The following is a 21,589-nucleotide window of genomic DNA, read 5'->3' as shown; positions in this document are numbered from 1 at the left end:
AATGGTTTAATTGTTTTTTAATGATATTTTTGTGTTAAATAAATGTAATTCAAAAGAGCCGCCATTGTATTATTACGCACTTATTATGCGACATAATTAACCTTTTATTTCCAATAAGCCGTGACAGTGATAGCAGTCACAAAACAACAAATCTCTCTCCAATATTAGTCTATTTCTCGCAATGGGATCGTAAAGGTTGCGATTTTGTAGCAAAATGACCACTTATGTTAAAATTGCATTGAGTGACAATAACTTATGAAAAAAATCATCTTTGCCTCTGTCTTGGGACTCTCGGGAAACGCCATGGCCGCCGAAACGGTAAATATCACCCTGTTGGGCACCTCCGATCTGCACGGCACTTTCGTGCCCTGGGACTACGCCAGCGACACGGAAAACCTGGCGGGCAGCCTGAGCCAGATAGCCACCCAGGTCAAAAAGGTGCGCGCCGAACAGCCCAACCTGATTCTGGTGGACGCCGGCGACACCATCCAGGGCAACTTCGTCGAAACCTTCAAACAGGAGGCCGTCAGCCCGATGATGCTGGGCCTCAACGCGCTTGACTACGACGTTTGGGTGATGGGCAACCACGAATTTGACTTCGGTCTGCCGGCGCTGGCCACGCCGCTCAAACAGTTTAAAGGCGCGGCGCTGGCGGGCAACATCGTCTGGGACAGCGGCAAACCTTATCTGCCGGCCTATACCATCCTCGAACGCCAGGGCGTGAAGATCGGCATCATCGGCATGGACACGCCGATGACTGCGGAATTCGCCAAGGGCACCGATCGCATCAAAGGGCTGAACTTCACCGATCCGGTACAGGCGGTGAAACAGGTCATCAGGCAGATCGACGGCCAGGTCGACGCGATCGTGCTGGTCGCGCATATGGGCATCGACAACGAGAACCAGCGCCCCGGCACCGGCGTGGCGGACATCGCCAACGCCAACCCGGAGCTGGCGGCGATCGTCGCCGGCCACATGCATGTGAAAATCGACAAAGCGGTGGTGAACGGCGTCATCATCACGGAGCCGGATAAGTACGGTCGCGCGCTGTCACGCATTGACCTGCAATTTGAACGCCGCGACGGCAAATTCACGCTGATCGACAAAAACAGCTACACCTATTCCATCAAGGGGCTGGCGCCGGACAGCGCCATGCAGGCTCTCTACCAGCCGTATCATGACATTTTGCGCGCCAACGCCAACCGAGTCGTGGCGAAGCTGAGCGGCAGCGATCTGGTGCCTGCCGACGAGTTCCGCGGCATTCCTCAGGTACACGTTCAGGATACCGGCATCAGTGAGTTATTCCAGCAGGCCGCCCGTCACTATGCACCGCTGGCGCAGGTGATCGCCCTGCAGATCGACAACGATCGCGCCAAACTGGATGTCGGCGACATCAAGGCCAAGGATATCGCCTTTAACTACCAATACGCCGGCGGCGAGATCACCGTTTATCAGCTCAACGGCAAAGCGCTCAAACGCTACATGGAGTGGTCTGCCGATTATTTCAATCAGCTGCAGCCGGGCGACGTCACCTACAGCTTTAACCCGGCGCGGCGCTCGTCCAAATATTCCACCAACGATTTCTTCGACGGCGTCACTTACACCATCGATCTGCGTCAACCGGCCGGTTCACGCATCGTCAGTCTGCGCCTGGCAGACGGCACGCCGGTCACCGACGACATGCCAATCCGCCTGGGCATGAACAGTTACCGTATGGGCCACCTGACGCAGAAGGGCGGCGCGCTGGAGGGGCAATCCTTCCCGGTGCTGTTCGACAGCAAAGCGCAATACGGTGAAGAAGAAGGCACCATTCGCAACCTGACTCTGCGCTACCTGACGGAAGTGAAACACGGCCAGTATCAGAGCGTGCCGCCGCAGCGCTGGAAGCTGGCCGGCATGGCGGGATACGAACCGCAGCGGGCGATCGTCAAACGGCTGCTCAATGAAGGCGTTATCCAGGTGCCGACCACCGACGACGGGCGCTACACCAACGTCGCCTCGATCAACGTCAAAGACGCGCTGTTCAACAATGCCGACGATTACCGCACCGCCCTCACCTCGCTGGAGCAACAGCGGCAAACCGCCGCCGATCCGGTGCGGCAGCGCCGCCTGCAGGATCGGATCGCGCTGATCAAGGCGCTTAACGACTTCTGATCTTCACCCATAAAAAAGGCCACCCAATGGGTGGCCAAACATGTCGAGATAGTGTTATTTCGTACTCAATGCTTAGCGCTTCAGCACCGCTTTTACCGCGTCGCCGATGTCCGCCAGGCTGCGAACGGTTTTCACTCCCGCCGCTTCCAGCGCAGCAAACTTCTCGTCCGCCGTGCCCTTGCCGCCTGCGATGATGGCGCCCGCGTGGCCCATACGCTTGCCTTTCGGCGCAGTCACGCCGGCGATGTAACCCACGACCGGTTTGGTGACGTGTTCTTTGATGTAAGCTGCCGCTTCTTCTTCAGCGCTGCCGCCGATCTCACCGATCATCACGATCGCTTCGGTCTGCGGATCCTGCTGGAACATCTTCAGGATATCGATGAAGTTGGAGCCCGGGATCGGGTCGCCGCCGATGCCCACGCAGGTGGACTGGCCCAGACCGGCATCGGTGGTTTGTTTCACCGCTTCATAGGTCAGGGTACCGGAGCGTGAAACGATGCCCACTTTGCCCGGCAGGTGGATGTGGCCAGGCATGATGCCGATTTTGCACTCGCCCGGGGTGATTACGCCAGGGCAGTTCGGCCCGATCATGCGCACGCCGGCTTCGTCCAGTTTCACTTTCACGGTCAGCATGTCCAGGGTCGGGATGCCTTCGGTGATGGTGATGATCAGTTTGATGCCGGCATCGATCGCTTCCAGAATGGAGTCTTTGCAGAACGGCGCTGGAACGTAGATGACGGAGGCCGTCGCGCCGGTCGCTTCAACCGCTTCACGCACGGTGTTGAACACCGGCAGACCCAGGTGCTGAGTGCCGCCTTTGCCCGGGGTGACGCCGCCAACCATTTTGGTGCCGTAAGCGATAGCTTGTTCGGAGTGGAAAGTCCCCTGGCTACCGGTGAAGCCCTGGCAAATTACTTTGGTGTTTTTATCGATTAAGATGGACATTATTTACCCTCCACTGCTGCAACAACTTGCTGAGCCGCATCAGTCAGGCTGGTCGCAGCAATGATATTCAGGCCGCTGTCCGCCAGTTTCTTGGCGCCCAGTTCGGCATTGTTCCCTTCCAGGCGCACAACGACCGGGACGTTAACGCCCACTTCAGCCACTGCGCCGATGATGCCGTCGGCGATCAGATCGCAACGTACGATACCACCGAAGATGTTAACCAGAACCGCTTTCACCTTGTCGTCGGACAGGATGATTTTGAACGCTTCGGTCACGCGCTCTTTGGTCGCGCCGCCGCCAACGTCCAGGAAGTTGGCCGGTTCGCCGCCGTGCAGTTTAACGATGTCCATGGTGCCCATCGCCAGACCGGCGCCGTTCACCATGCAGCCGATGTTGCCGTCGAGGGCAACGTAGTTCAGCTCCCACTGAGCCGCACGGGATTCACGCTCGTCTTCCTGCGAAGGGTCACGCATTTCACGCAGTTCAGGCTGACGGAACAGGGCGTTGCCGTCGGCGCCCAGTTTGCCGTCCAGGCACACCAGATCGCCCTGCTTGGTGATCACCAGCGGGTTGATCTCAACCATCGCCAGGTCGCGCTCCAGGAACAGCGTCGCCAGACCCATGAAGATCTTGGCGAACTGGCTGACTTGCTTGCCGGTCAGGCCCAGTTTGAAGGCCAGCTCACGGCCCTGATAAGGCTGTGGACCCGCCAGCGGATCGATGGTCATTTTGTGGATCAGTTCCGGGGTTTCTTCCGCCACTTTCTCGATTTCCACGCCGCCTTCGGTAGACGCCATGAATACGATGCGACGGGTCGCGCGGTCTACAACGGCGCCCAGGTACAGCTCTTTATCGATGTCGGTCGCCGCTTCTACCAGGATCTGGTTAACCGGCTGGCCCAGCGCGTCAGTCTGGTAAGTCACCAGACGTTTGCCCAACCAGGCTTCCGCGAAGGCACGGATATCTTCTTTGCTGTTGACGACTTTAACGCCGCCCGCTTTACCGCGGCCGCCAGCATGAACCTGACATTTCACCACCCACGGGCCGGAGCCGATTTTGGATGCGGCTTCTTCTGCTTCACGCGGAGTGGTACAGGCGTAACCGGTTGGTGCCGGCATGCCATACCGAGCAAACAGCTGTTTTGCCTGATATTCGTGTAAATTCATGATGTTCTATCCATTCAGTTCTGAAGGTTTTTAGCCGGACCATTATTACGCGGTAAACCGCATGGTTTTCCGGCCACATAGCACAGAGTGCGGGCGCGGCATGCCGCGCCCGGCAAGGGTTACTAGACGTCCAGCAGCAGACGAGCCGGATCTTCCAGCATCTCTTTGACCGTCACCAGATAACCGACGGATTCTTTACCGTCGATCAGGCGGTGGTCATAAGACAGCGCCAGATACATCATCGGCTGGATCACCACCTGACCATTGACCGCCATTGGGCGATCTTTGATGGCGTGCATGCCCAGGATGGCGCTCTGCGGCGGGTTGATGATCGGGGTGGACATCAGGGAGCCGAATACGCCGCCGTTGGTAATGGTGAAGTTACCGCCGGTCAGCTCTTCCACGGTCAGTTTGCCGTCGCGGCCCTTAACGGCCAGCTCTTTGATTTTCTTCTCGATGTCAGCCATGCTCATGGCGTCCACATCGCGCAGTACCGGCGTCACCAGGCCGCGCGGAGTAGAAACCGCGATGCTGATGTCGAAGTAGTTGTGGTAAACCACGTCGGAACCGTCGATCGACGCGTTCACTTCCGGGAAACGCTTCAGCGCTTCAACCACCGCCTTGATGTAGAAGGACATGAAGCCCAGACGCACGCCGTGGCGTTTCTCGAAGGCTTCGCCGTACTGCTTGCGCAGATCCATGATCGGCTGCATGTTGATTTCGTTGAAGGTGGTCAACATCGCGGTGCTGTTTTTCGCTTCCAGCAGACGCTCGGCGACGCGTTTGCGCAGGCGGGTCATCGGCACGCGTTTTTCGCTGCGGCCGGCCAGAGCAGGCTGCGGCGCGGCTTCAGCGGCGGCTGGTTTGGCAGCGGCGCCGCCTTTGGCCAGGTGCGCTTCCACGTCTTCACGCGTAATGCGGCCACCCACGCCGGTGCCTTTGATGGCGCCGGCATCGAGATCGTGTTCAGCAATCAGGCGACGAATCGCCGGGCTGAGCGCGTCATTGCTTTCTTCTTCCAGGCTCGCGGTCGCGCGCTGTGCAGGCGTGGCTTCTTTCTCCTGGCTCTTCTCAGCGGTCGGCTTGCCGGAGCTGTCGCCCGGACGGATGCGGCCGAGCAGCTGGCGAGACAGTACGGTCGCGCCCTCTTCTTCCACGATAGCATCGAGAATACCCGCTTCACTGGCCGGCACTTCCAACACCACTTTGTCGGTTTCGATTTCAACCAGGACTTCGTCACGCTGAACGCTGTCGCCCGGTTTCTTGTGCCAGGTGGCTACGGTCGCATCGGCAACCGATTCAGGAAGGTCAGGAACCAGAATATCTACGCTACTCATTTAGCTTTCCCTTAAGTTTTTTATCATCTGCTTGCCGGCCCCTCGGCCGGCAAGCGAGCGAACATTAGTCAATATTCAGCGCATCATTCACCAGAGCCTGCTGCTGCTTCTGGTGTACGGACATATAACCCACCGCCGGAGAGGCGGAGGCCGGACGTCCTGCGTAACGTAAAGAAGCCCCGAACGGCACCACTTCACGGAAGTTGTGTTGGCTGCAGTACCAGGCGCCCTGGTTCAGCGGCTCTTCCTGACACCAGACGAAGTCATGCACGTGCGAGTATTGCTCCAGCACGGCCTGCACGGCCTGATGCGGGAACGGATACAGCTGCTCGATGCGCACGATGGCCACGTCTTTCTGCTCGTTCTTGCGACGCTGTTCCAGCAGGTCGTAGTAAACCTTACCGGAGCACAGCACGACGCGCTTGACCGCTTTCGGATCCAAATCGTCGATCTCGCCGATCGCCGGCAGGAAGGTGCCATTGGCCAGCTCGTCCAGCGAAGAGACCGCCAGCGGGTGACGCAGCAGCGACTTCGGCGACATCACCACCAGCGGACGACGCATACCGCGCAGCGCCTGACGACGCAGCATGTGGTAAACCTGCGCCGGCGTGGACGGGACGCACACCTGCATGTTCTGCTCAGCGCACAGCTGCAGATAACGTTCCAGACGCGCGGAGGAGTGCTCTGGGCCCTGGCCTTCATAGCCGTGCGGCAGCAGCATCACCAGGCCGCACATACGGCCCCATTTTTGCTCGCCGGAGCTGATGAACTGGTCGATAACAACCTGCGCGCCGTTGGCGAAGTCGCCGAACTGCGCTTCCCAGATGGTCAGCGTGCGCGGTTCCGCCGTGGCGTAGCCGTATTCGAACGCCAGCACCGCCTCTTCAGACAGCACGGAGTCCCAGACTTTGAATTCGCCCTGGCCGCTGTGGATATTCGCCAGCGGAACATAGACCGAACCGTTTTTCTGGTTGTGCACCACCGCGTGACGGTGGAAGAAGGTGCCGCGGCCGGCGTCTTCGCCGGAGATGCGGATTGGAATGCCTTCATCCGCCATGGTGGCGTAGGCCAGCGTTTCGGCGGCGCCCCAGTCGAACGGCTTGTTGCCCGCCGCCATCTCGGCGCGGTCAGCGTAGATTTTCGCCACGCGTGACTGCATTTCGATCGCTTCCGGCACGGTGCTGATGCGGCGGCCCAGTTCCTGCAGACGCTTCATCTCAACCTTGCTCGGGTACTCTTCGTCCCACTCGTGGTTCAGGTACGGCGACCAGGTGAAGGAGTGCAGATTCATCGGACGCCATTCTTCAACCACACAATCGCCGCGGTCGAGCGCATCACGATACAGGTTGACCATTTCCGTGGCATCTTCCAGGCTGGCCACTTTCTGTTCGGTCAGAATGTCAGCGTAGATTTTGCGCGGCGTAGGGTGTTTCTTGATCTTCTGATACATCACCGGCTGGGTGGCGCTCGGCTCATCGGCCTCGTTGTGCCCATGGCGACGGTAGCAGACCAGATCGATCATCACGTCACGCTTAAAGGTGTTACGGAAATCCAACGCCAGGCGAGTGACGAAGGCCACGGCTTCCGGATCGTCCGCGTTAACGTGGAAGATCGGCGCCTGAACCATTTTGGCGATGTCGGTGCAGTATTCGGTAGAGCGCGCATCCAGCGGGTTGGAGGTGGTGAAGCCAACCTGGTTGTTGATGACGATGCGCACGGTGCCGCCCACTTCGTAGCCGCGAGCCTGAGACATGTTCAGGGTTTCCTGAACCACGCCCTGGCCGGTAATGGCGGCGTCGCCGTGGATGGTAATCGGCAGCACCATGTTGCTGCGCGCTTCGTCCAGACGATCGCGACGGGCGCGAACCGACCCCATGACCACCGGGCTGACGATCTCCAGGTGCGACGGGTTGAACGCCAGCGCCAGGTGAACCATGCCGCCTTCGGTTTCCACGTCGGAGGAGAAGCCCTGGTGATATTTCACGTCACCGGTGCCGAGGTGTTCTTTATGCTTGCCGGCGAATTCGTCGAACAGGTCGGCCGGTTTTTTGCCCAGCACGTTGATCAGCACGTTCAGACGGCCGCGGTGGGCCATGCCCAACACCACTTCACGCGTGCCGTTCTTGCCGGCGTGGCGCACCATCTCTTTCAGCATCGGCACCAGCGCGTCGCCGCCTTCCAGCGAGAAGCGTTTGGCGCCCGGGAATTTGGCGCCCAGGTAGCGTTCCAGGCCTTCCGCAGCGGTCAGCTCGTTCAGGAAACGGCGTTTTTCGTCGGCGGTAAAGCTGGCGCGCCCCACCACCGACTCGATGCGCTGCTGGATCCAGCGTTTCTCTTCGGTGTTGGTGATGTGCATGTATTCAGCGCCGATCGAACCGCAGTAGGTCTGCTTCAGCGCGGCGTACAGATCGCCCAGCTTCATGGTTTCTTTGCCGATGGCGAAAGAGCCCACGTTGAAGGTTTCCTGGAAATCGGCTTCGGTCAGGTTGTGGTAAGCGGGCTCAAGGTCAGGAACTTGCTCACGCTGCCACAGGCCGAGCGGATCGAGGTTGGCATGCTGATGTCCGCGGAAGCGGAAGGCGTTGATCAGCTGCAGTACCTTGACCTGTTTGGCATCGGTTGCCGGATCGGTGATGGTGGTGTTGTAGCGCGCGGAGTCTTTCGCCAAGCGGCGGAAGTAGTCGCGCGTTTGAGAGTGGAGCTGATCGGGTTTGACACCCGCGGTTGGTAGCTGTTGAAAAATGGAACGCCAGCTATCTTCAACGGAACCCGGATCGGTTAAGAAATCTTCATAGAGCTGCTCTATGTAAGACTGGTTCGCGCCCGCCAGATAGGAGGAATCCAGCCAGGCCTTCATTGCGCCGTTCTGCATCATGATCCCTTAAGCTTTGAAGCTTTAGTTTTCGCCGTGGTTAACATAATTACCGTGATGAATACGGTTTGCCGTAAAACGGTTCACTCGACGTACTTGCGGCCATGACGGCCCGATACGTTCTGTTATGGACCTTGCGGTCCCTTACAAGGAACCTCTAAAAACCGGCGGAAGAACCAGGCTGCATAGCGCCGCAGCCGCGGGTCAGTTTTTAGAGGTTCCCTCCCCTATGGGATGTGCGCCGGAAAAGAGCCCGGCGCAGCATCTCATTCCGTTTATGCGCCGCGTTGCAGCAGCATGGACTTGATATGCCCGATCGCACGCGTCGGGTTCAAGCCTTTAGGACATACACTGACACAATTCATAATGCTATGGCAGCGGAAAACACTAAAAGCATCGTCCAGATCATCTAAACGTTCTTGCGTTTCCGTGTCACGGCTGTCGATCAGGAAGCGATACGCCGCCAACAGACCGGCAGGCCCGATGAACTTGTCCGGGTTCCACCAGAACGATGGGCACGAAGTCGAGCAGCAGGCGCACAGGATGCACTCGTACAGACCGTCCAGCTTGGCGCGCTGTTCCGGCGACTGCAGGTGCTCACGCGCCGGCGGATTCTTGCCGTCGTTCAGCAGGTATGGCTTGATCTTTTCATACTGGGTGTAGAACTGACCCATATCCACCACCAGATCGCGCACCACCGGCAGCCCCGGCAGCGGACGGATCACGATCTTGCCGTTGCCTTTGCGCAGCGACGAAACCGGGGTGATGCACGCCAGGCCGTTTTTACCGTTCATGTTCAGGCCGTCGGAACCGCACACGCCTTCGCGGCATGAGCGACGGAACGACAGGGTCGGATCTTTTTCTTTCAGTTGGATCAACGCATCCAGCAGCATCATGTCACGGCCTTCTTCCGCTTCCAGGGTGTAGTCCTGCATGTGCGGCGCGTCGTCGACATCCGGATTGTAGCGATAAATGGAAAATTCGAGTTTCATCTGTCGATCTCCGCAATTAGTAAGAACGCACTTTCGGCGGGAATGCCGGGCGCAGCTTCGGTTGCATGTTCACTTCACGACGCGTCATGCTTTCCGATTGCGGCAGATACAGCGAATGGCACAGCCAGTTGGCGTCATCGCGTTCCGGGTAGTCGAAGCGGCTGTGTGCGCCACGGCTCTCGGTACGGAAGTTGGCCGACACGGCGGTGGAATACGCGGTCTCCATCAGGTTATCCAACTCCAGGCACTCGATGCGCTGGGTGTTGAACTCGCTGGAGGTATCGTCCAGGCGTGCGTTCTTCAGACGTTCACGGATCACTTTCAGTTCTTCCAGGCCCTTGGCCATCGCATCGCCTTCGCGGAATACCGAGAAGTTGTGCTGCATGCAAGACTGCAGCGCTTTGCGAATCTCGACCGGGTCTTCGCCAGAACGGGTATTGTTCCAACGGTTCAGACGATCAAGCGAAGCTTCCACGTCGGAGTCGCTGGCGTCACGGCTCACGCCCTGCTCTTCCAACGATTCCTGCAGGTGCATGCCGGCGGAACGGCCGAACACCACCAGGTCCAGCAGCGAGTTGCCGCCCAGACGGTTGGCGCCGTGCACCGATACGCAGGCGATTTCGCCCACGGCGAACAGCCCCGGGATCACCACGTCTTCGCCTTTCTCGTTTACGGTCAGCGCCTGACCGGTCACCTTGGTCGGAATGCCGCCCATCATATAGTGACAGGTTGGGATAACCGGGATCGGCTCTTTCACCGGATCGACGTGCGCGAAGGTGCGGGACAGCTCCAGAATGCCCGGCAGACGGGATTCCAGCACCTCTTTGCCCAGGTGATCCAGCTTCAGCTTGGCGTGCGGGCCCCAAGGACCGTCGCAGCCGCGGCCTTCGCGGATTTCGATCATGATCGAACGGGCAACCACGTCGCGCCCCGCCAGATCTTTGGCGTTCGGCGCATAACGCTCCATGAAGCGCTCGCCGTGTTTGTTCAACAGGTAACCGCCTTCGCCGCGGCAGCCTTCGGTCACCAGCACGCCCGCGCCGGCGATGCCGGTCGGGTGGAACTGCCACATTTCCATGTCCTGCACCGGCACGCCGGCGCGCAGCGCCATGCCGACACCGTCGCCGGTGTTGATGTGGGCGTTGGTGGTGGACTGGTAAATACGGCCTGCGCCGCCGGTCGCCAGCACGGTGGCCTTGGCTTTGAAGTAAACCACTTCACCGGTTTCGATGCAGATAGCCGTGGTGCCGACCACCGCGCCGTCCTGGTTTTTCACCAGATCGAGCGCATACCACTCAGAGAAAATGGTGGTGTGGTTTTTCAGGTTCTGTTGGTACAGGGTGTGCAGCAGCGCGTGGCCGGTACGGTCGGCTGCGGCGGCGGTACGCGCCGCCTGCTCGCCGCCGAAGTTCAGCGACTGACCGCCGAACGGACGCTGATAGATGCGGCCGTCGTCCAGGCGAGAGAACGGCAGGCCCATGTGTTCCAGTTCCAGAATCGCTTCCGGGCCGGTTTTACACATATATTCGATGGCGTCCTGGTCACCGATATAGTCGGAACCTTTCACCGTGTCGTACATATGCCATTCCCAGTTGTCCTCGTGGCTGTTGCCGAGCGCGACGGTAATGCCGCCTTGGGCGGACACGGTATGGGAACGGGTCGGGAAAACTTTGGACAGCAGGGCACAGGTCGAGCCCGCTTGGGAAATTTGCAGCGCGGCACGCATGCCCGCACCGCCGGCGCCGATTACGACGGCATCAAACTCTCTGACTGGCAGTTTCATTTAAGCACCCCACACTACGATTGTTCCGTACAGTAAATAGACCAGCAACGCGACCACGACAGCCAACTGCAACACCAGGCGAACCGCCAGCGGCTTGACGTAGTCCGTCAGCACCTGCCACAGCCCGATCCAGGCGTGAACCAGAATCGACAGCAAGGTCAGCAGAGTGAACACTTTCGTAATGGAAGTGGCGAAGAAACCGCGCCAGATGTCATAAGTGAGTTCCGGAGCCGTGACGAAAAAGCCCAGGATATACAGGACGTACAGGGTGATGATGATTGCGGAAGCACGCAGCAGCAGCCAATCGTGCACGCCGTTGCGCCCTAATGCAGAAACGTTGTTTACCATACGAGGACTCCAGCCAGAACTGACAGCACGACGGTCAGACCGATCGCCACCTGGGCGGAACGGGTGCCGGCGGCCAAACTCTCTTCGATGTAGCCAAAATCCATTAACAAGTGACGGATGCCACCGCAAATGTGATAGGCCAGCGCCGTGAGGATGCCCCAGAATATGAATTTGACGATGAAGCTATTCATGATGGCGGCCGCCTGCAGGAACCCCTCTTGGGAAGAGAGTGACAGGCCCAGCAGCCAGAGGAGGATACCCACGGCAACGAAGGTAATTACGCCAGAGACTCGGTGTAAGATAGACGCTATCGCAGTTACGGGGAACCGGATCGTTTGCAGATCCAAGTTGACAGGTCGTTGTTTTTTCACGTATTTGCCCACACAGCTCTTATTATTTTCCTTCCTCCGGGCCTGGGCGGGGATCAGACAGCGTTAAGAGCCTAAAACCCTTACACGTCACGCGCTCAAACATCAACATCCTCTGTGCTCAAACGGCGCGCATTTATAACGCTGGGTGCTCCTACTTCAGGGTAATCCGGAGACCTGGCGGCAGTATAGGAGGATCACATTCTGATTACAATTCTCATACAACCGCTTTGATAACATTTCCCCCGAACAGTGATTCAGATCACGGATTTCACAATTAGTGCAAAATTAATTATCTGATTTGACAAGAGATCAACATTTCCATTACATATAGGGGCACAAACGGTCCTATGATGCGCTACGGGTCAGCAGATACACTTCCCCCGGGTTCGAGTTATGCAACAGTGTATTTGGCGAACCTATCCCAATAGCCGTTGTTTCCCGCTCGATTTTGCCGGCGTCAAAAAGCAAATAAAGCAAATAAAAACAGTTTATTGGGATAGGTTCACATCTCTTCGAACAGCTCATAGGTAAGATTAACAGACTATAACGAATTACTCTGAATCGTTAACAACTGGTCACCCGTCTCGTTCGCCTGGTCAGCACTCTGTACCCTACCCGCGCACAGTTGCGCAGTCGCTCACAGAGTTAGCGTCCGCACCATTTTTTGCGGGCAACCTGCAGAGATTTAAGGTATTTCAGTTGTTAGTGGTTTTTAAAATAAGGCGCTAAGGAGACAGTAAATGACTGATAAGAAAGCGACGCTAACCATTAACGACAGCGAAGCTCCGATCGAACTGGGCGTATTGACACCGACACTGGGCCCTGATGTCCTCGATGTCCGCGCTCTGGGTTCCAAAGGTTATTTCACATTTGATCCCGGCTTTACCTCCACCGCTTCTTGCGAATCCAAGATTACCTTCATCGACGGCGACAAAGGCGTGCTGCTGCACCGCGGCTTCCCTATCGAACAGCTGGCGAAAGAATCTTCCTACCTGGAAGTGTGCTACATCCTGCTGTACGGCGAGACCCCGACGCCGGAAGAGTTCGAGACCTTCAAAACGACCGTAACCCGTCACACCATGATCCACGACCAGATCACCCATCTGTTCCGTGGCTTCCGTCGCGACTCGCACCCGATGGCGGTGCTGTGCGGCGTGACCGGCGCGCTGGCGGCGTTCTACCACGATGCGCTGGACGTCAACAACGAGCGTCACCGTGAAATCACCGCGTTCCGTCTGCTGTCCAAAATGCCGACCGTGGCCGCGATGTGCTACAAATACTCCCTAGGCCAGCCGTTCGTTTATCCGCGCAACGATCTGTCCTATGCCGGCAACTTCCTGCACATGATGTTCGCCACCCCGTGCGAAGAGTACGTGGTGAACCCGGTATTGGAACGCGCCATGGATCGCATCCTGATCCTGCACGCCGACCATGAGCAGAACGCCTCTACCTCGACCGTGCGCACCGCCGGATCTTCCGGCGCCAACCCGTTCGCCTGCATCGCGGCCGGCATCGCCTCCCTGTGGGGGCCGGCGCACGGCGGCGCCAACGAAGCGGCGCTGAAAATGCTGGAAGAGATCAAGACCGTCGATCACATTCCGGAATTCATCAAGCGCGCCAAGGACAAGAACGACTCCTTCCGCCTGATGGGCTTCGGCCACCGCGTGTACAAGAACTACGATCCGCGCGCCACCGTGATGCGCGAGACCTGTCACGAAGTGCTGAAAGAGCTGAACAAGAAGGACGACAACCTGCTGCAGGTGGCGATGGAGCTAGAGCACATCGCGCTGAACGACCCGTACTTCATCGAGAAGAAACTGTACCCGAACGTCGACTTCTACTCCGGCATCATCCTGAAGGCGATGGGCATTCCTTCTTCCATGTTCACCGTGATCTTCGCCATCGCGCGCACCATCGGCTGGATCGCGCACTGGAACGAAATGCACGACGAAGGCATCAAAATTGCCCGTCCGCGTCAGCTGTACACCGGCTATGCCGAGCGTGATTTCAAATCCCAGCTGAAAACCAAGTAAGCCGCTTCACCGGCTGAAACCGCACAACGCCGCCCCTTCGGGCGGCGTTTTTTTTGCTTATTGCTGGCAGCCCGGGCACCAATAAAACGGCCGCGACGACAGGTCGGTGCGCACAATCATCGCGCCGCAGCGCTCACAGGGCTCGCCGCTGCGATGAAACACCTTGAAGCGAAACAGCGCGCCGTGATGGCGGTTCTCATCCGCCTGCCCGCGCGTCTGATAGGAAAGACGCGGCACCGCCAGCAGCGCCTCCGCCAGACGCCAAAGCGCTTCTGGCGCCAGATCCTGCGGTTTGTGCTGCGGCGCCAGTTCGGCCTGCCACAGAATTTCGGCGCGCAAATAATTGCCCAATCCGGCGAGAAACGCCTGGTCGAGCAGCATGCCGCCCAGCTGCCTGCGGCGAAAACGCGGCGTCAGCAAACGCTCCTGCACCTCATCCACCGTCAACGACATGTCCAGCACGTCGGGGCCAATGCGTTGCAGGAACGGGTGCTGTTCTATCTCCTCGCGCGGCCCGACGGTGATGTCGGAAGCGCTGTAGAGCAATATTGCGCTGCGAGCGGTTTCCAGCCGCACCCGCAGATCGCGCTTGGTCTCCGGCGTCTCTCCCGCCGCCGCCACTTTCCATACGCCGTACAGCTGGTTATGGCTGTACATCGTCAGCCCATTGGAAAAGTGGGTCAACAGCGCCTTGCCGCGCGGCTCGATGGCGACGATGCGCTCGCCGAGCAAACGCTGGCGGTAGTGCTTCAACTGGGGAAAAGCGAAATCGACGGCGGTCAGCGGCTGATCGATCACCGCCGCCGCCAGTTTGTCCGCCGCCCGGCGGATCTCCGGTCCTTCCGGCATAGACCACTCCTTGCGTAGACCCGGCGCAGCCCGATGCGCCGGGGATTCTCTTGATTAATGCGTCGCGCCGCCCACCACTTTCAGATCGTGTTCCACCTGCAAAGCGATGGAAACGGCCAGCTCCAATGCAAACAGCACCGTCGAAGCCGCCATGCTCGGCGCGCCGGGGTGCGCCGCCGCCTGCTCAGGCAGATACGGGATATGGATAAAACCGCCCTTCACCTCGCGCTGGCCGCTCAAACGGTGCAGCAGCCCATACATCACATGGTTGCACACGTAGGTGCCGGCAGTCTGCGAAACGGCGGCCGGAATGCCGGCCTCGCGCATCGAACTCACCATCGCTTTGATCGGCAAAGTGCTGAAATAGGCCGCCGGACCGCCGGCGACGATCGGCTCATCCACCGGCTGCTGCCCCTGATTGTCGGGAATACGCGCATCGTCGACGTTGATCGCCACCCGTTCAATCGTGATATCGGTGCGGCCGCCGGCCTGGCCGATAGCCAGCACCATCACCGGCTGCACCTCGTCGATCGCCGCATTGAGCGCCTCCAGCGCGGCGCCGAACACGCACGGCAACTGGCGCGCCACGATACGCGTGCCCACCAGTTCCATATCGTTGAGCTGCTTCACCACTTCCCAGGAGGGATTGAGGCGCTCGCCGCCAAACGGCTCGAAGCCGGTAATCAATACTTTTTGCATCCTTACTCCTACAGGAACATCAGGAAATACAGCAGGAACACGTTAACCAACAGCAGCAGCACGCCGGTCGGCACCTGCGCCTTGATCACCGCATTCTTGTCCGGCAACTCCAGCAGCGCCGCCGGCACAATGTTGAAGTTCGCCGCCATCGGCGTCATCAGGGTGCCGCAATAGCCGGAGAACATGCCGATCGCCGCCATCACCGCCGGGTTGCCGCCGTGCTGCAACACCAGGATCGGAATGCCGATGCCGGCGGTAACGATCGGGAAAGCGGCGAAGGCGTTGCCCATCACCATGGTCAGCACCGCCATACCGATAGCGTAGACCGCCACGGCGATAAAACGGTTATCGACCGCCAGATATTCCTGGGTCAAATGCGAGATCGCGGTGCCAACGCCGGCGACGGTAAACAGCAGCCCCAACGTGGCGAGGATCTGCGGCAGAATGAACGCCCAGCCGATCGAATCCAGCAGGCGCCGCGCTTCCTGTATCGGCTGGAGCGCCTTCTCATGGGTCATTTTCACCGCGATCGCCAACCCGATCAGGCAGCCGACGGTCATCGAGAACAGGGTGATCAGCGTCGCGTGGTTACCGCTGCCGAATACCGCGTTTTGCAACGCCGGCACGTTGTTGAACAGCAGCACGCCGACCACCGTCACCACCGGGATCGCCAGCGCGGGAATGAACAGCTTGTTGCCCAGGCGCTTGGCGCTCGCCTCGCGCTCCTGCGGCGTCCGCTGGTGATAGCTGCCGAGGCGCACGCCGCCAAAGCCGGCAATCAGGGCCATCACCACCACCACCGCGCCAACGATGATATGCAGCATGCGTTTTTCGTTGCTGCCCTCGCCCAGTACATCGCCCAACAGGCGATAAGTCCAGTCGCCGACCAGGAACACCAGGCCGTACAGCCCCCAAAACAGCCCGGTGGTGATGCGGCGCGGGTTGGCGCGATCGCGCAATGACATCACCGCCACAATCAGCAGCACCGCGCCGGCCAGCCAGTAAAGGTATTGTTGCTGGAAGTTCATCGCGCCTCCCCCTTCGCCTGCAGCGCCGCCTGATTCAGCTGCGCCAGCTCGGCGCTCAGCTGTTTATCCATCCGATACAGCCTGAACGCGTGGATCAGGAAAGCGAAAATGGCGGTCGGAATGCCCCACAGCGCGATATGCAGCGGCTCGGTCTGAATGCCACCGGACTCCAGCATAAAGTTATGCATGAAGATGATCGCACCGAAGGCCACGAAGATATCCTCGCCGAAGAACAGCCCGACGTTATCGGTAGCGGCCGACATGGCGCGCAGGCGGTGGCGGGTGCGCTCCGGCAGCTCGCCGTAGCGGTTTTCCGTCGCCCCTTCCGCCATCGGCGCCAGCAGCGGCCGCACCATCTGCGGATGCCCGCCCAGGCTGGTCAGCCCCATCGCCGCGGTGATCTCGCGCACGAACAGGTACACGATCAGCAAACGGCCGGCGGTGGCGCTTTTGATCTTGGCGATCCACGCCTGCGCCCGCTCTTTCAGCCCGTGACGTTCCAGCAGGCCGATCACCGCCAGCGGCAGCAGCAGGATCAGCGGCAGGTTTCGGGTATTGAGAAAGCCCTCGCCGAGCTTTTCCAGAATGACGTCCAGCGGCATCAGCGCCGCCAGACCGGTAATGATGCCGGCGGCGATCACCACCAGCACCGGATTGAAACGCAATACAAACCCGACCACGATCGCGGCGATGCCGATCAGTGGCCAGAGATTCACGGCCTGTTCCATAGTCTTCCCTCGATATTTTCTAATAATTTTTTTGTTTGTGATGTTGTGTCTTGCTTTACTGCTCTGCGCTGACGCGGATGCCCTGTTGAACAAAACAGTCCCGCAGCTTGCGCGCATACGCCAGCGCATGCTCGCCGTCCCCGTGCAGGCAGACGGTTTCCGCCTGTACGGCGGTCCAAACGCCATCGACGCTGCGCACCCGGTGATGGCGCACCATCTCCAGGGTTTGCGCCAGCGCCTGTTCGTCATCCTCGATCAATGCCCCCGGCAAACCGCGCGGCACCAGCGTGCCGTCGACCTGATAACCGCGATCGGCGAACACCTCCTGCCGGGTGGTCAGACCGAGCCGTTGTCCGGCGCGGATCAGCTCGCTGCCGGCCAGCCCCACCAGCCGCAGCGCCGGATCGACCGCCTGCACCGCCCGGGCGATGGCTTCCGCCAGCGCCGGCTCAACCGCCGCCTGGTTGTACAGCATGCCGTGCGGCTTAACGTGCACCATCACCCCGCCCTCGGCGCGGGCGATGGCCGCCAGCGCCCCGAGCTGATACACCACCTGCGCGTACACCGTTTCCGGCGGCAGCTGCATGCGAGTGCGGCCGAAATTCTCCCGATCGGGAAAACTCGGGTGGGCGCCGATCGCCACGCCGTACTGCAATGCCCAGCGCACCGACTGACGCATGGTCTGCGCATCGCCGGCGTGGAAGCCGCAGGCGATGTTGGCCGAGCTCACCAATTGCAACAGCGCCTGGTCGTTGGCGCAGCCTTCGCCGAGATCGGCGTTCAAATCAACGATCATGTAACCCCCAGGCAATCTGTCGAAGGAAAAGATCCTGCTCGGCCTTGGCGCGCTGCGCCTCGGCCAGTGAACAGAGAACGAAATGGATCGGTTCGCCGAGACGGATCTGCGCCAAATGGTAAAGATCGGCTTCGATCACGCAGGCGATACGCGGGTAACCACCGGTGGTTTGCGCATCGGCCATCAGCACGATCGGCTGGCCGTTGTGCGGCACCTGCACCACGCCGGGCATCAGGCCGTGCGACAGCATCTCTCTGTCGGTGGTGCGTGCCAGCGGCGTGCCGCCGTGCAGACGGTAGCCCATGCGGTTGCTCTGCGGGCTGAGCTGCCAGGCGGCGCGCCAAAACGTATCCTGCGCCTCTTCGCTGAATTCGGCGTACTCCGGCCCCGGCAACGCACGGATGCGGTTGGTGAACAACAACTGCTTTACGCCACAGCGGGTTTGCGGTTCAGCGGCGGATTTGCCCAGCGGCAACCGATCGCCGTCCTTCAGATTACGCCCCTCGCACCCGCCAAAAGCGGCTTTCATGTCGGTGCTGCGCGAGCCCAGCATTTCCGGCACGGCGATACCGCCGGCGATCGCGAGATAACTGCGCATACCGCGCTTCGGCGTGCCCAGCACCAGCCGCTGACCCTTTTTCACCGGGTAGCGCCAGCCGGTCCACAGCGGCTTACCGTCCAGCTGCGCGTCGCAGCCGGCGCCGGTCAGGGCGATCCAGCCGGGACGGGTAAACTCGGCGCTGAACTGGCCGAGCGTGATCTCTAGCCCGGCGGCCTCCGGCGCGTTGCCCACCAGCAGGTTGGCGATCTTCAGCGCCGGTTGATCCAACGCGCCGCCGGTACTGATGCCCAGACGGCGAAATCCTTCACGGCCCAAATCCTGCACCGTGGTATAGATGCCGGCGCGCAGAATAATCAGCATACGCCCTCCTTCTGCGGCACAAAGCGTACGCTATCGCCCGGGCGCAGCAGCGTCGGCGGCATTTCATGGGGATTGAACAACGCCAGCGGCGTGCGGCCGATCAGCTGCCAGCCGCCGGGCGTCGCCAGCGGATAGATGCCGGTCTGGTCGCCGCCGATACCGACGGAGCCGGCCGCCACCGCCAGACGCGGTTCGGCGCGACGCGGCGTGGCCAGTTTTTCCGGCATGCCGCCCAAATAGGAGAAGCCCGGCTGAAAGCCGAGAAAATAGACCACGTAAGCCGCCGCCGCGTGGCATTCCACCACCTGTCGCGGCGTCATGCCGGTATGGCGCGCCACCTCATCCAGATCGGGGCCCTGTTCCCCGCCATAGACAACCGGGATCTCCACCTGACGCGACTCCGGCGTCAGGCGCTCTTTGCTTTCCCACCCCTGCTGCAGTAACGCGAGCATCGCTTCGGCGTCGGCCTGCGGCGTATGCAACAGCAGCGTCAGGTTGTTCATTCCCGGCACCACTTCCCGCACGTCAGGATGATGATTCAGCTTTTCCGCCAGCGCCCAGATGCGCTGCTGGCTCGGCAACGTCACCGGCGGTGACAGTTCAAGCACTACCGCTCTTTCACCTAAAAGGTAATAACGCGCTTGTTGCACCCTTATTCTCCTTATTATTATCGCGCTGAAAAACACACCAGTTATGCGTGACGCAGCCCCGGCTGTCAATAGAACGCAACCATAAGGAAAATAAGGAAATAGCGCGGTAAAAGGATTCAGCCGGCGCGCAGGCCGGGCTGGATCCGACGCAGAAAAAAATCAGGCGGGATTCGGGATATCGATAAAGGTCACATCAAAACCGTGGTGCTGAGCCAGCCATTCCCCCAGCGCTTTCACGCCGCCGCGCTCGGTCGCGTGGTGGCCGGCAGCAAAGAAATGCACGCCCATTTCGCGCGCGCTGTGAATGGTCTGCTCAGACACTTCACCGCTGATGAAAGCATCGACGCCGAAGCGCGCCGCGCTGTCGATAAAGCCCTGGCCGCCACCGGTGCACCAGGCCACTCGGCGAATATGCTCAGGCGCGTTATCGCCGCAGTGCAGCACCGCGCGCCCCAGCCGGCTTTCGATGCGCTGTTGCAGCGCTTCGCCGGTCAGCGGCTGTTCGAATTCCCCGTGCGGCACCAGCGGCTCGACGTCGCCAATCACCCGAATGCCCAGCGCCTGCGCCAGCTGCGCGTTGTTGCCCAGCACCGGATGCGCGTCCAGCGGCAAGTGGTAGCCGTACAGATTGATGTCGTGGGTCAACAGCGTTTTCAGACGGTTGCGCTTCATGCCGCGCACCGCCGGCGCCTCGTTTTTCCAGAAATAGCCGTGATGCACGATGATCGCGTCGGCCTGATGCGCCACCGCGGCGTCCAACAGCGCCTGACAGGCGGTGACGCCGGTCACGATGCGCTGCACGTGCGGGCGCCCTTCCACCTGCAATCCATTGGGGGCATAGTCCTGAAACGCCGCGGCGTTCAGTTCCGTGTTGATCAGTTGTTCCAGATCGAGGTTACGCATTCTCTTCTCTCTTCATAGTCAAAATGTCTGCCGGTCGCCCTGCGCCATCAGGATGAATTTCACCCCCAGATCGTTGCCCTGCGCCAGCTGCTGCGCAATGGCGGCGCGCGCGTCTTCGCCCTGCTTCAGGCTCGGTTTGATGTGGCTGATCACCACCGGCAGACCGTTCAGCGAGCCTTCGCCGCCGCTGTACTGCGTCAGGTTCTTCAGCTCCTTCAGCAGCCAGGCCGGCGTCAGATGGCCGTATAGATGTTTGTCCTCCACCCCATTAGGGTAAGAGGTTTCGATAATCATGCCCTTGAGCTTTTTCTGCTCGACAAGCGGCCCCAGCACGCGCCACACGGCATCGAGATCGCGCGACTGCTCCACCTTGTCCGGCCCGGTATCGCCGAAGTAGGCGAAGAACTCGTTGCCGTTGGAAATCAGCAGCATTGACGACGGGTAGCGATCGTGGCTGAGCGGGTACATCACGCCGGTCAACCCGGTCAGGCCGAGGGTAAAGCGCTGCTGCGGCCGCACCGTTTGCAGCCGGTAGGTGCCCAGCCGCGAACCGTTGCCGGCGTCGGTAAAGTTCGGCCAGGCCTTCCAGTTGAAGTAATGGTTGCGCAGGGTCAGCACGGTGTCCGCCTGGGCGTAAACGGTTTTTTTATTATCTTCGGGCGAGCCGACGATCAGCCCCGCCACGTGGTCCAGATGGCCGTGGCTGATGAAATAGCCGCCGATCAACTGCCGGAACACATAGCCCTGCGGCGTGTAAGGCGCGGCCAGCTCGGGGGTCACCTGCGGGAAACTGCCCTTCTCCAGCCCTTTGGCGATGCCCGGCAGCAGCGAGCCGGCGTCCAGCGCCACATACTGCGGCTGATTATCGCTGCGGATCAGATAAGAGGTCAGGTTGCCGTCGCTGACGCCGCCGTCGACGCCCAGCGCCACCACGTCAAAGCCGGCGATCGCCAGCGCGGAATAGCCGCTCAGGCACAGGGCCAGCACCTTTTTCATCATTACGTCGCTCCTTG

Annotated in this window: 19 protein-coding genes; 2 read left to right on the top strand and 17 right to left on the bottom strand. The window is 60.0% G+C overall.

Annotation, left to right across the window (positions count from 1 at the left end):
• The first annotated feature begins 255 nt into the window (after positions 1 to 255).
• On the top strand, positions 256 to 2,154 hold the full coding sequence (locus SERRSCBI_RS05970) for a bifunctional UDP-sugar hydrolase/5'-nucleotidase (RefSeq protein ID WP_042783864.1): 1,899 nt from the start codon (positions 256 to 258) through the stop codon (positions 2,152 to 2,154).
• A gap of 72 nt (positions 2,155 to 2,226) precedes the next feature.
• Here the strand turns inward: SERRSCBI_RS05970 and sucD are convergent, their stop codons facing one another.
• The 8 genes from sucD to sdhC all read right to left on the bottom strand — a co-directional run bounded on the left by sucD (position 2,227) and on the right by sdhC (position 11,980).
• Positions 2,227 to 3,099, bottom strand: a complete 873-nt coding sequence (sucD, locus tag SERRSCBI_RS05965) for a succinate--CoA ligase subunit alpha (RefSeq protein ID WP_004939878.1) — start codon at positions 3,097 to 3,099, stop codon at positions 2,227 to 2,229.
• The gene (gene sucC / locus SERRSCBI_RS05960) at positions 3,099 to 4,265 is read right to left on the bottom strand and encodes an ADP-forming succinate--CoA ligase subunit beta (protein ID WP_015376978.1); all 1,167 of its coding nucleotides are present in this window, start codon (positions 4,263 to 4,265) and stop codon (positions 3,099 to 3,101) included. The genes sucD and sucC overlap by 1 nt, the downstream gene beginning before the upstream one ends.
• A gap of 122 nt (positions 4,266 to 4,387) precedes the next feature.
• Positions 4,388 to 5,602 carry a 2-oxoglutarate dehydrogenase complex dihydrolipoyllysine-residue succinyltransferase gene (gene odhB, locus SERRSCBI_RS05955; protein ID WP_033642197.1) on the bottom strand — a complete coding sequence of 405 codons (1,215 nt, stop codon included), beginning with the start codon at positions 5,600 to 5,602 and terminating at the stop codon, positions 4,388 to 4,390.
• 64 nt (positions 5,603 to 5,666) lie between these two features.
• Positions 5,667 to 8,474 carry a 2-oxoglutarate dehydrogenase E1 component gene (gene sucA, locus SERRSCBI_RS05950; RefSeq protein ID WP_033644215.1) on the bottom strand — a complete coding sequence of 936 codons (2,808 nt, stop codon included), beginning with the start codon at positions 8,472 to 8,474 and terminating at the stop codon, positions 5,667 to 5,669.
• Between the two features lie 275 nt (positions 8,475 to 8,749).
• Positions 8,750 to 9,466, bottom strand: coding sequence for a succinate dehydrogenase iron-sulfur subunit (locus tag SERRSCBI_RS05945; protein WP_015376975.1), 717 nt, complete (start codon positions 9,464 to 9,466; stop codon positions 8,750 to 8,752).
• A 16-nt stretch (positions 9,467 to 9,482) separates the two neighbouring features.
• Positions 9,483 to 11,249, bottom strand: a complete 1,767-nt coding sequence (gene sdhA / locus SERRSCBI_RS05940) for a succinate dehydrogenase flavoprotein subunit (protein ID WP_015376974.1) — start codon at positions 11,247 to 11,249, stop codon at positions 9,483 to 9,485.
• Positions 11,250 to 11,597 carry a succinate dehydrogenase membrane anchor subunit gene (gene sdhD, locus SERRSCBI_RS05935; RefSeq protein WP_004939891.1) on the bottom strand — a complete coding sequence of 116 codons (348 nt, stop codon included), beginning with the start codon at positions 11,595 to 11,597 and terminating at the stop codon, positions 11,250 to 11,252.
• Positions 11,591 to 11,980 (bottom strand): succinate dehydrogenase cytochrome b556 subunit, encoded by a 390-nt coding sequence (gene sdhC, locus SERRSCBI_RS05930; protein WP_004939893.1) that lies wholly within the window; start codon positions 11,978 to 11,980, stop codon positions 11,591 to 11,593. The genes sdhD and sdhC overlap by 7 nt, the downstream gene beginning before the upstream one ends.
• Positions 11,981 to 12,708: 728 nt before the next feature.
• Between sdhC and SERRSCBI_RS05925 the strand changes: the two genes are divergently transcribed.
• Positions 12,709 to 14,001, top strand: coding sequence for a citrate synthase (locus SERRSCBI_RS05925; RefSeq protein WP_033642196.1), 1,293 nt, complete (start codon positions 12,709 to 12,711; stop codon positions 13,999 to 14,001).
• 57 nt (positions 14,002 to 14,058) lie between these two features.
• On the opposite strand, the gene nei is transcribed toward SERRSCBI_RS05925, so the two are convergent.
• The 9 genes from nei to SERRSCBI_RS05880 form a co-directional block, all read right to left on the bottom strand.
• Complete coding sequence (nei, locus tag SERRSCBI_RS05920; protein WP_042783863.1) at positions 14,059 to 14,850, bottom strand: endonuclease VIII; 792 nt, start codon at positions 14,848 to 14,850, stop codon at positions 14,059 to 14,061.
• Between the two features lie 54 nt (positions 14,851 to 14,904).
• Positions 14,905 to 15,549 carry a pyroglutamyl-peptidase I gene (gene pcp / locus SERRSCBI_RS05915; protein ID WP_016928732.1) on the bottom strand — a complete coding sequence of 215 codons (645 nt, stop codon included), beginning with the start codon at positions 15,547 to 15,549 and terminating at the stop codon, positions 14,905 to 14,907.
• A gap of 8 nt (positions 15,550 to 15,557) precedes the next feature.
• Positions 15,558 to 16,577: a DUF979 domain-containing protein gene (locus SERRSCBI_RS05910; protein ID WP_042783862.1), complete on the bottom strand. Its 1,020-nt coding sequence runs from the start codon at positions 16,575 to 16,577 to the stop codon at positions 15,558 to 15,560.
• Complete coding sequence (locus tag SERRSCBI_RS05905) at positions 16,574 to 17,305, bottom strand: DUF969 domain-containing protein (protein ID WP_016928734.1); 732 nt, start codon at positions 17,303 to 17,305, stop codon at positions 16,574 to 16,576. The genes SERRSCBI_RS05910 and SERRSCBI_RS05905 overlap by 4 nt, the downstream gene beginning before the upstream one ends.
• A gap of 55 nt (positions 17,306 to 17,360) precedes the next feature.
• On the bottom strand, positions 17,361 to 18,101 hold the full coding sequence (pxpA, locus tag SERRSCBI_RS05900; RefSeq protein WP_042783861.1) for a 5-oxoprolinase subunit PxpA: 741 nt from the start codon (positions 18,099 to 18,101) through the stop codon (positions 17,361 to 17,363).
• Positions 18,091 to 19,023: a 5-oxoprolinase subunit PxpC gene (gene pxpC / locus SERRSCBI_RS05895; protein WP_015376969.1), complete on the bottom strand. Its 933-nt coding sequence runs from the start codon at positions 19,021 to 19,023 to the stop codon at positions 18,091 to 18,093. The genes pxpA and pxpC overlap by 11 nt, the downstream gene beginning before the upstream one ends.
• The gene (gene pxpB / locus SERRSCBI_RS05890; RefSeq protein WP_071883537.1) at positions 19,017 to 19,673 is read right to left on the bottom strand and encodes a 5-oxoprolinase subunit PxpB; all 657 of its coding nucleotides are present in this window, start codon (positions 19,671 to 19,673) and stop codon (positions 19,017 to 19,019) included. Before pxpB ends, pxpC begins: the two co-directional genes overlap by 7 nt.
• 159 nt (positions 19,674 to 19,832) lie before the next feature.
• Positions 19,833 to 20,576 carry a type 2 GTP cyclohydrolase I gene (locus SERRSCBI_RS05885; RefSeq protein WP_016928738.1) on the bottom strand — a complete coding sequence of 248 codons (744 nt, stop codon included), beginning with the start codon at positions 20,574 to 20,576 and terminating at the stop codon, positions 19,833 to 19,835.
• Between the two features lie 18 nt (positions 20,577 to 20,594).
• Positions 20,595 to 21,575 carry an MBL fold metallo-hydrolase gene (locus SERRSCBI_RS05880; protein WP_042783859.1) on the bottom strand — a complete coding sequence of 327 codons (981 nt, stop codon included), beginning with the start codon at positions 21,573 to 21,575 and terminating at the stop codon, positions 20,595 to 20,597.
• Positions 21,576 to 21,589 lie beyond the last annotated feature (14 nt).

It is taken from the genome of Serratia sp. SCBI (genome assembly GCF_000747565.1).
In the GTDB taxonomy this organism is placed as follows: Bacteria; Pseudomonadota; Gammaproteobacteria; order Enterobacterales; family Enterobacteriaceae; genus Serratia; species Serratia ureilytica.
The sequence above is the reverse complement of the archived record's forward strand: the minus strand, read 5'-3'. Positions and strand labels throughout refer to the sequence as shown.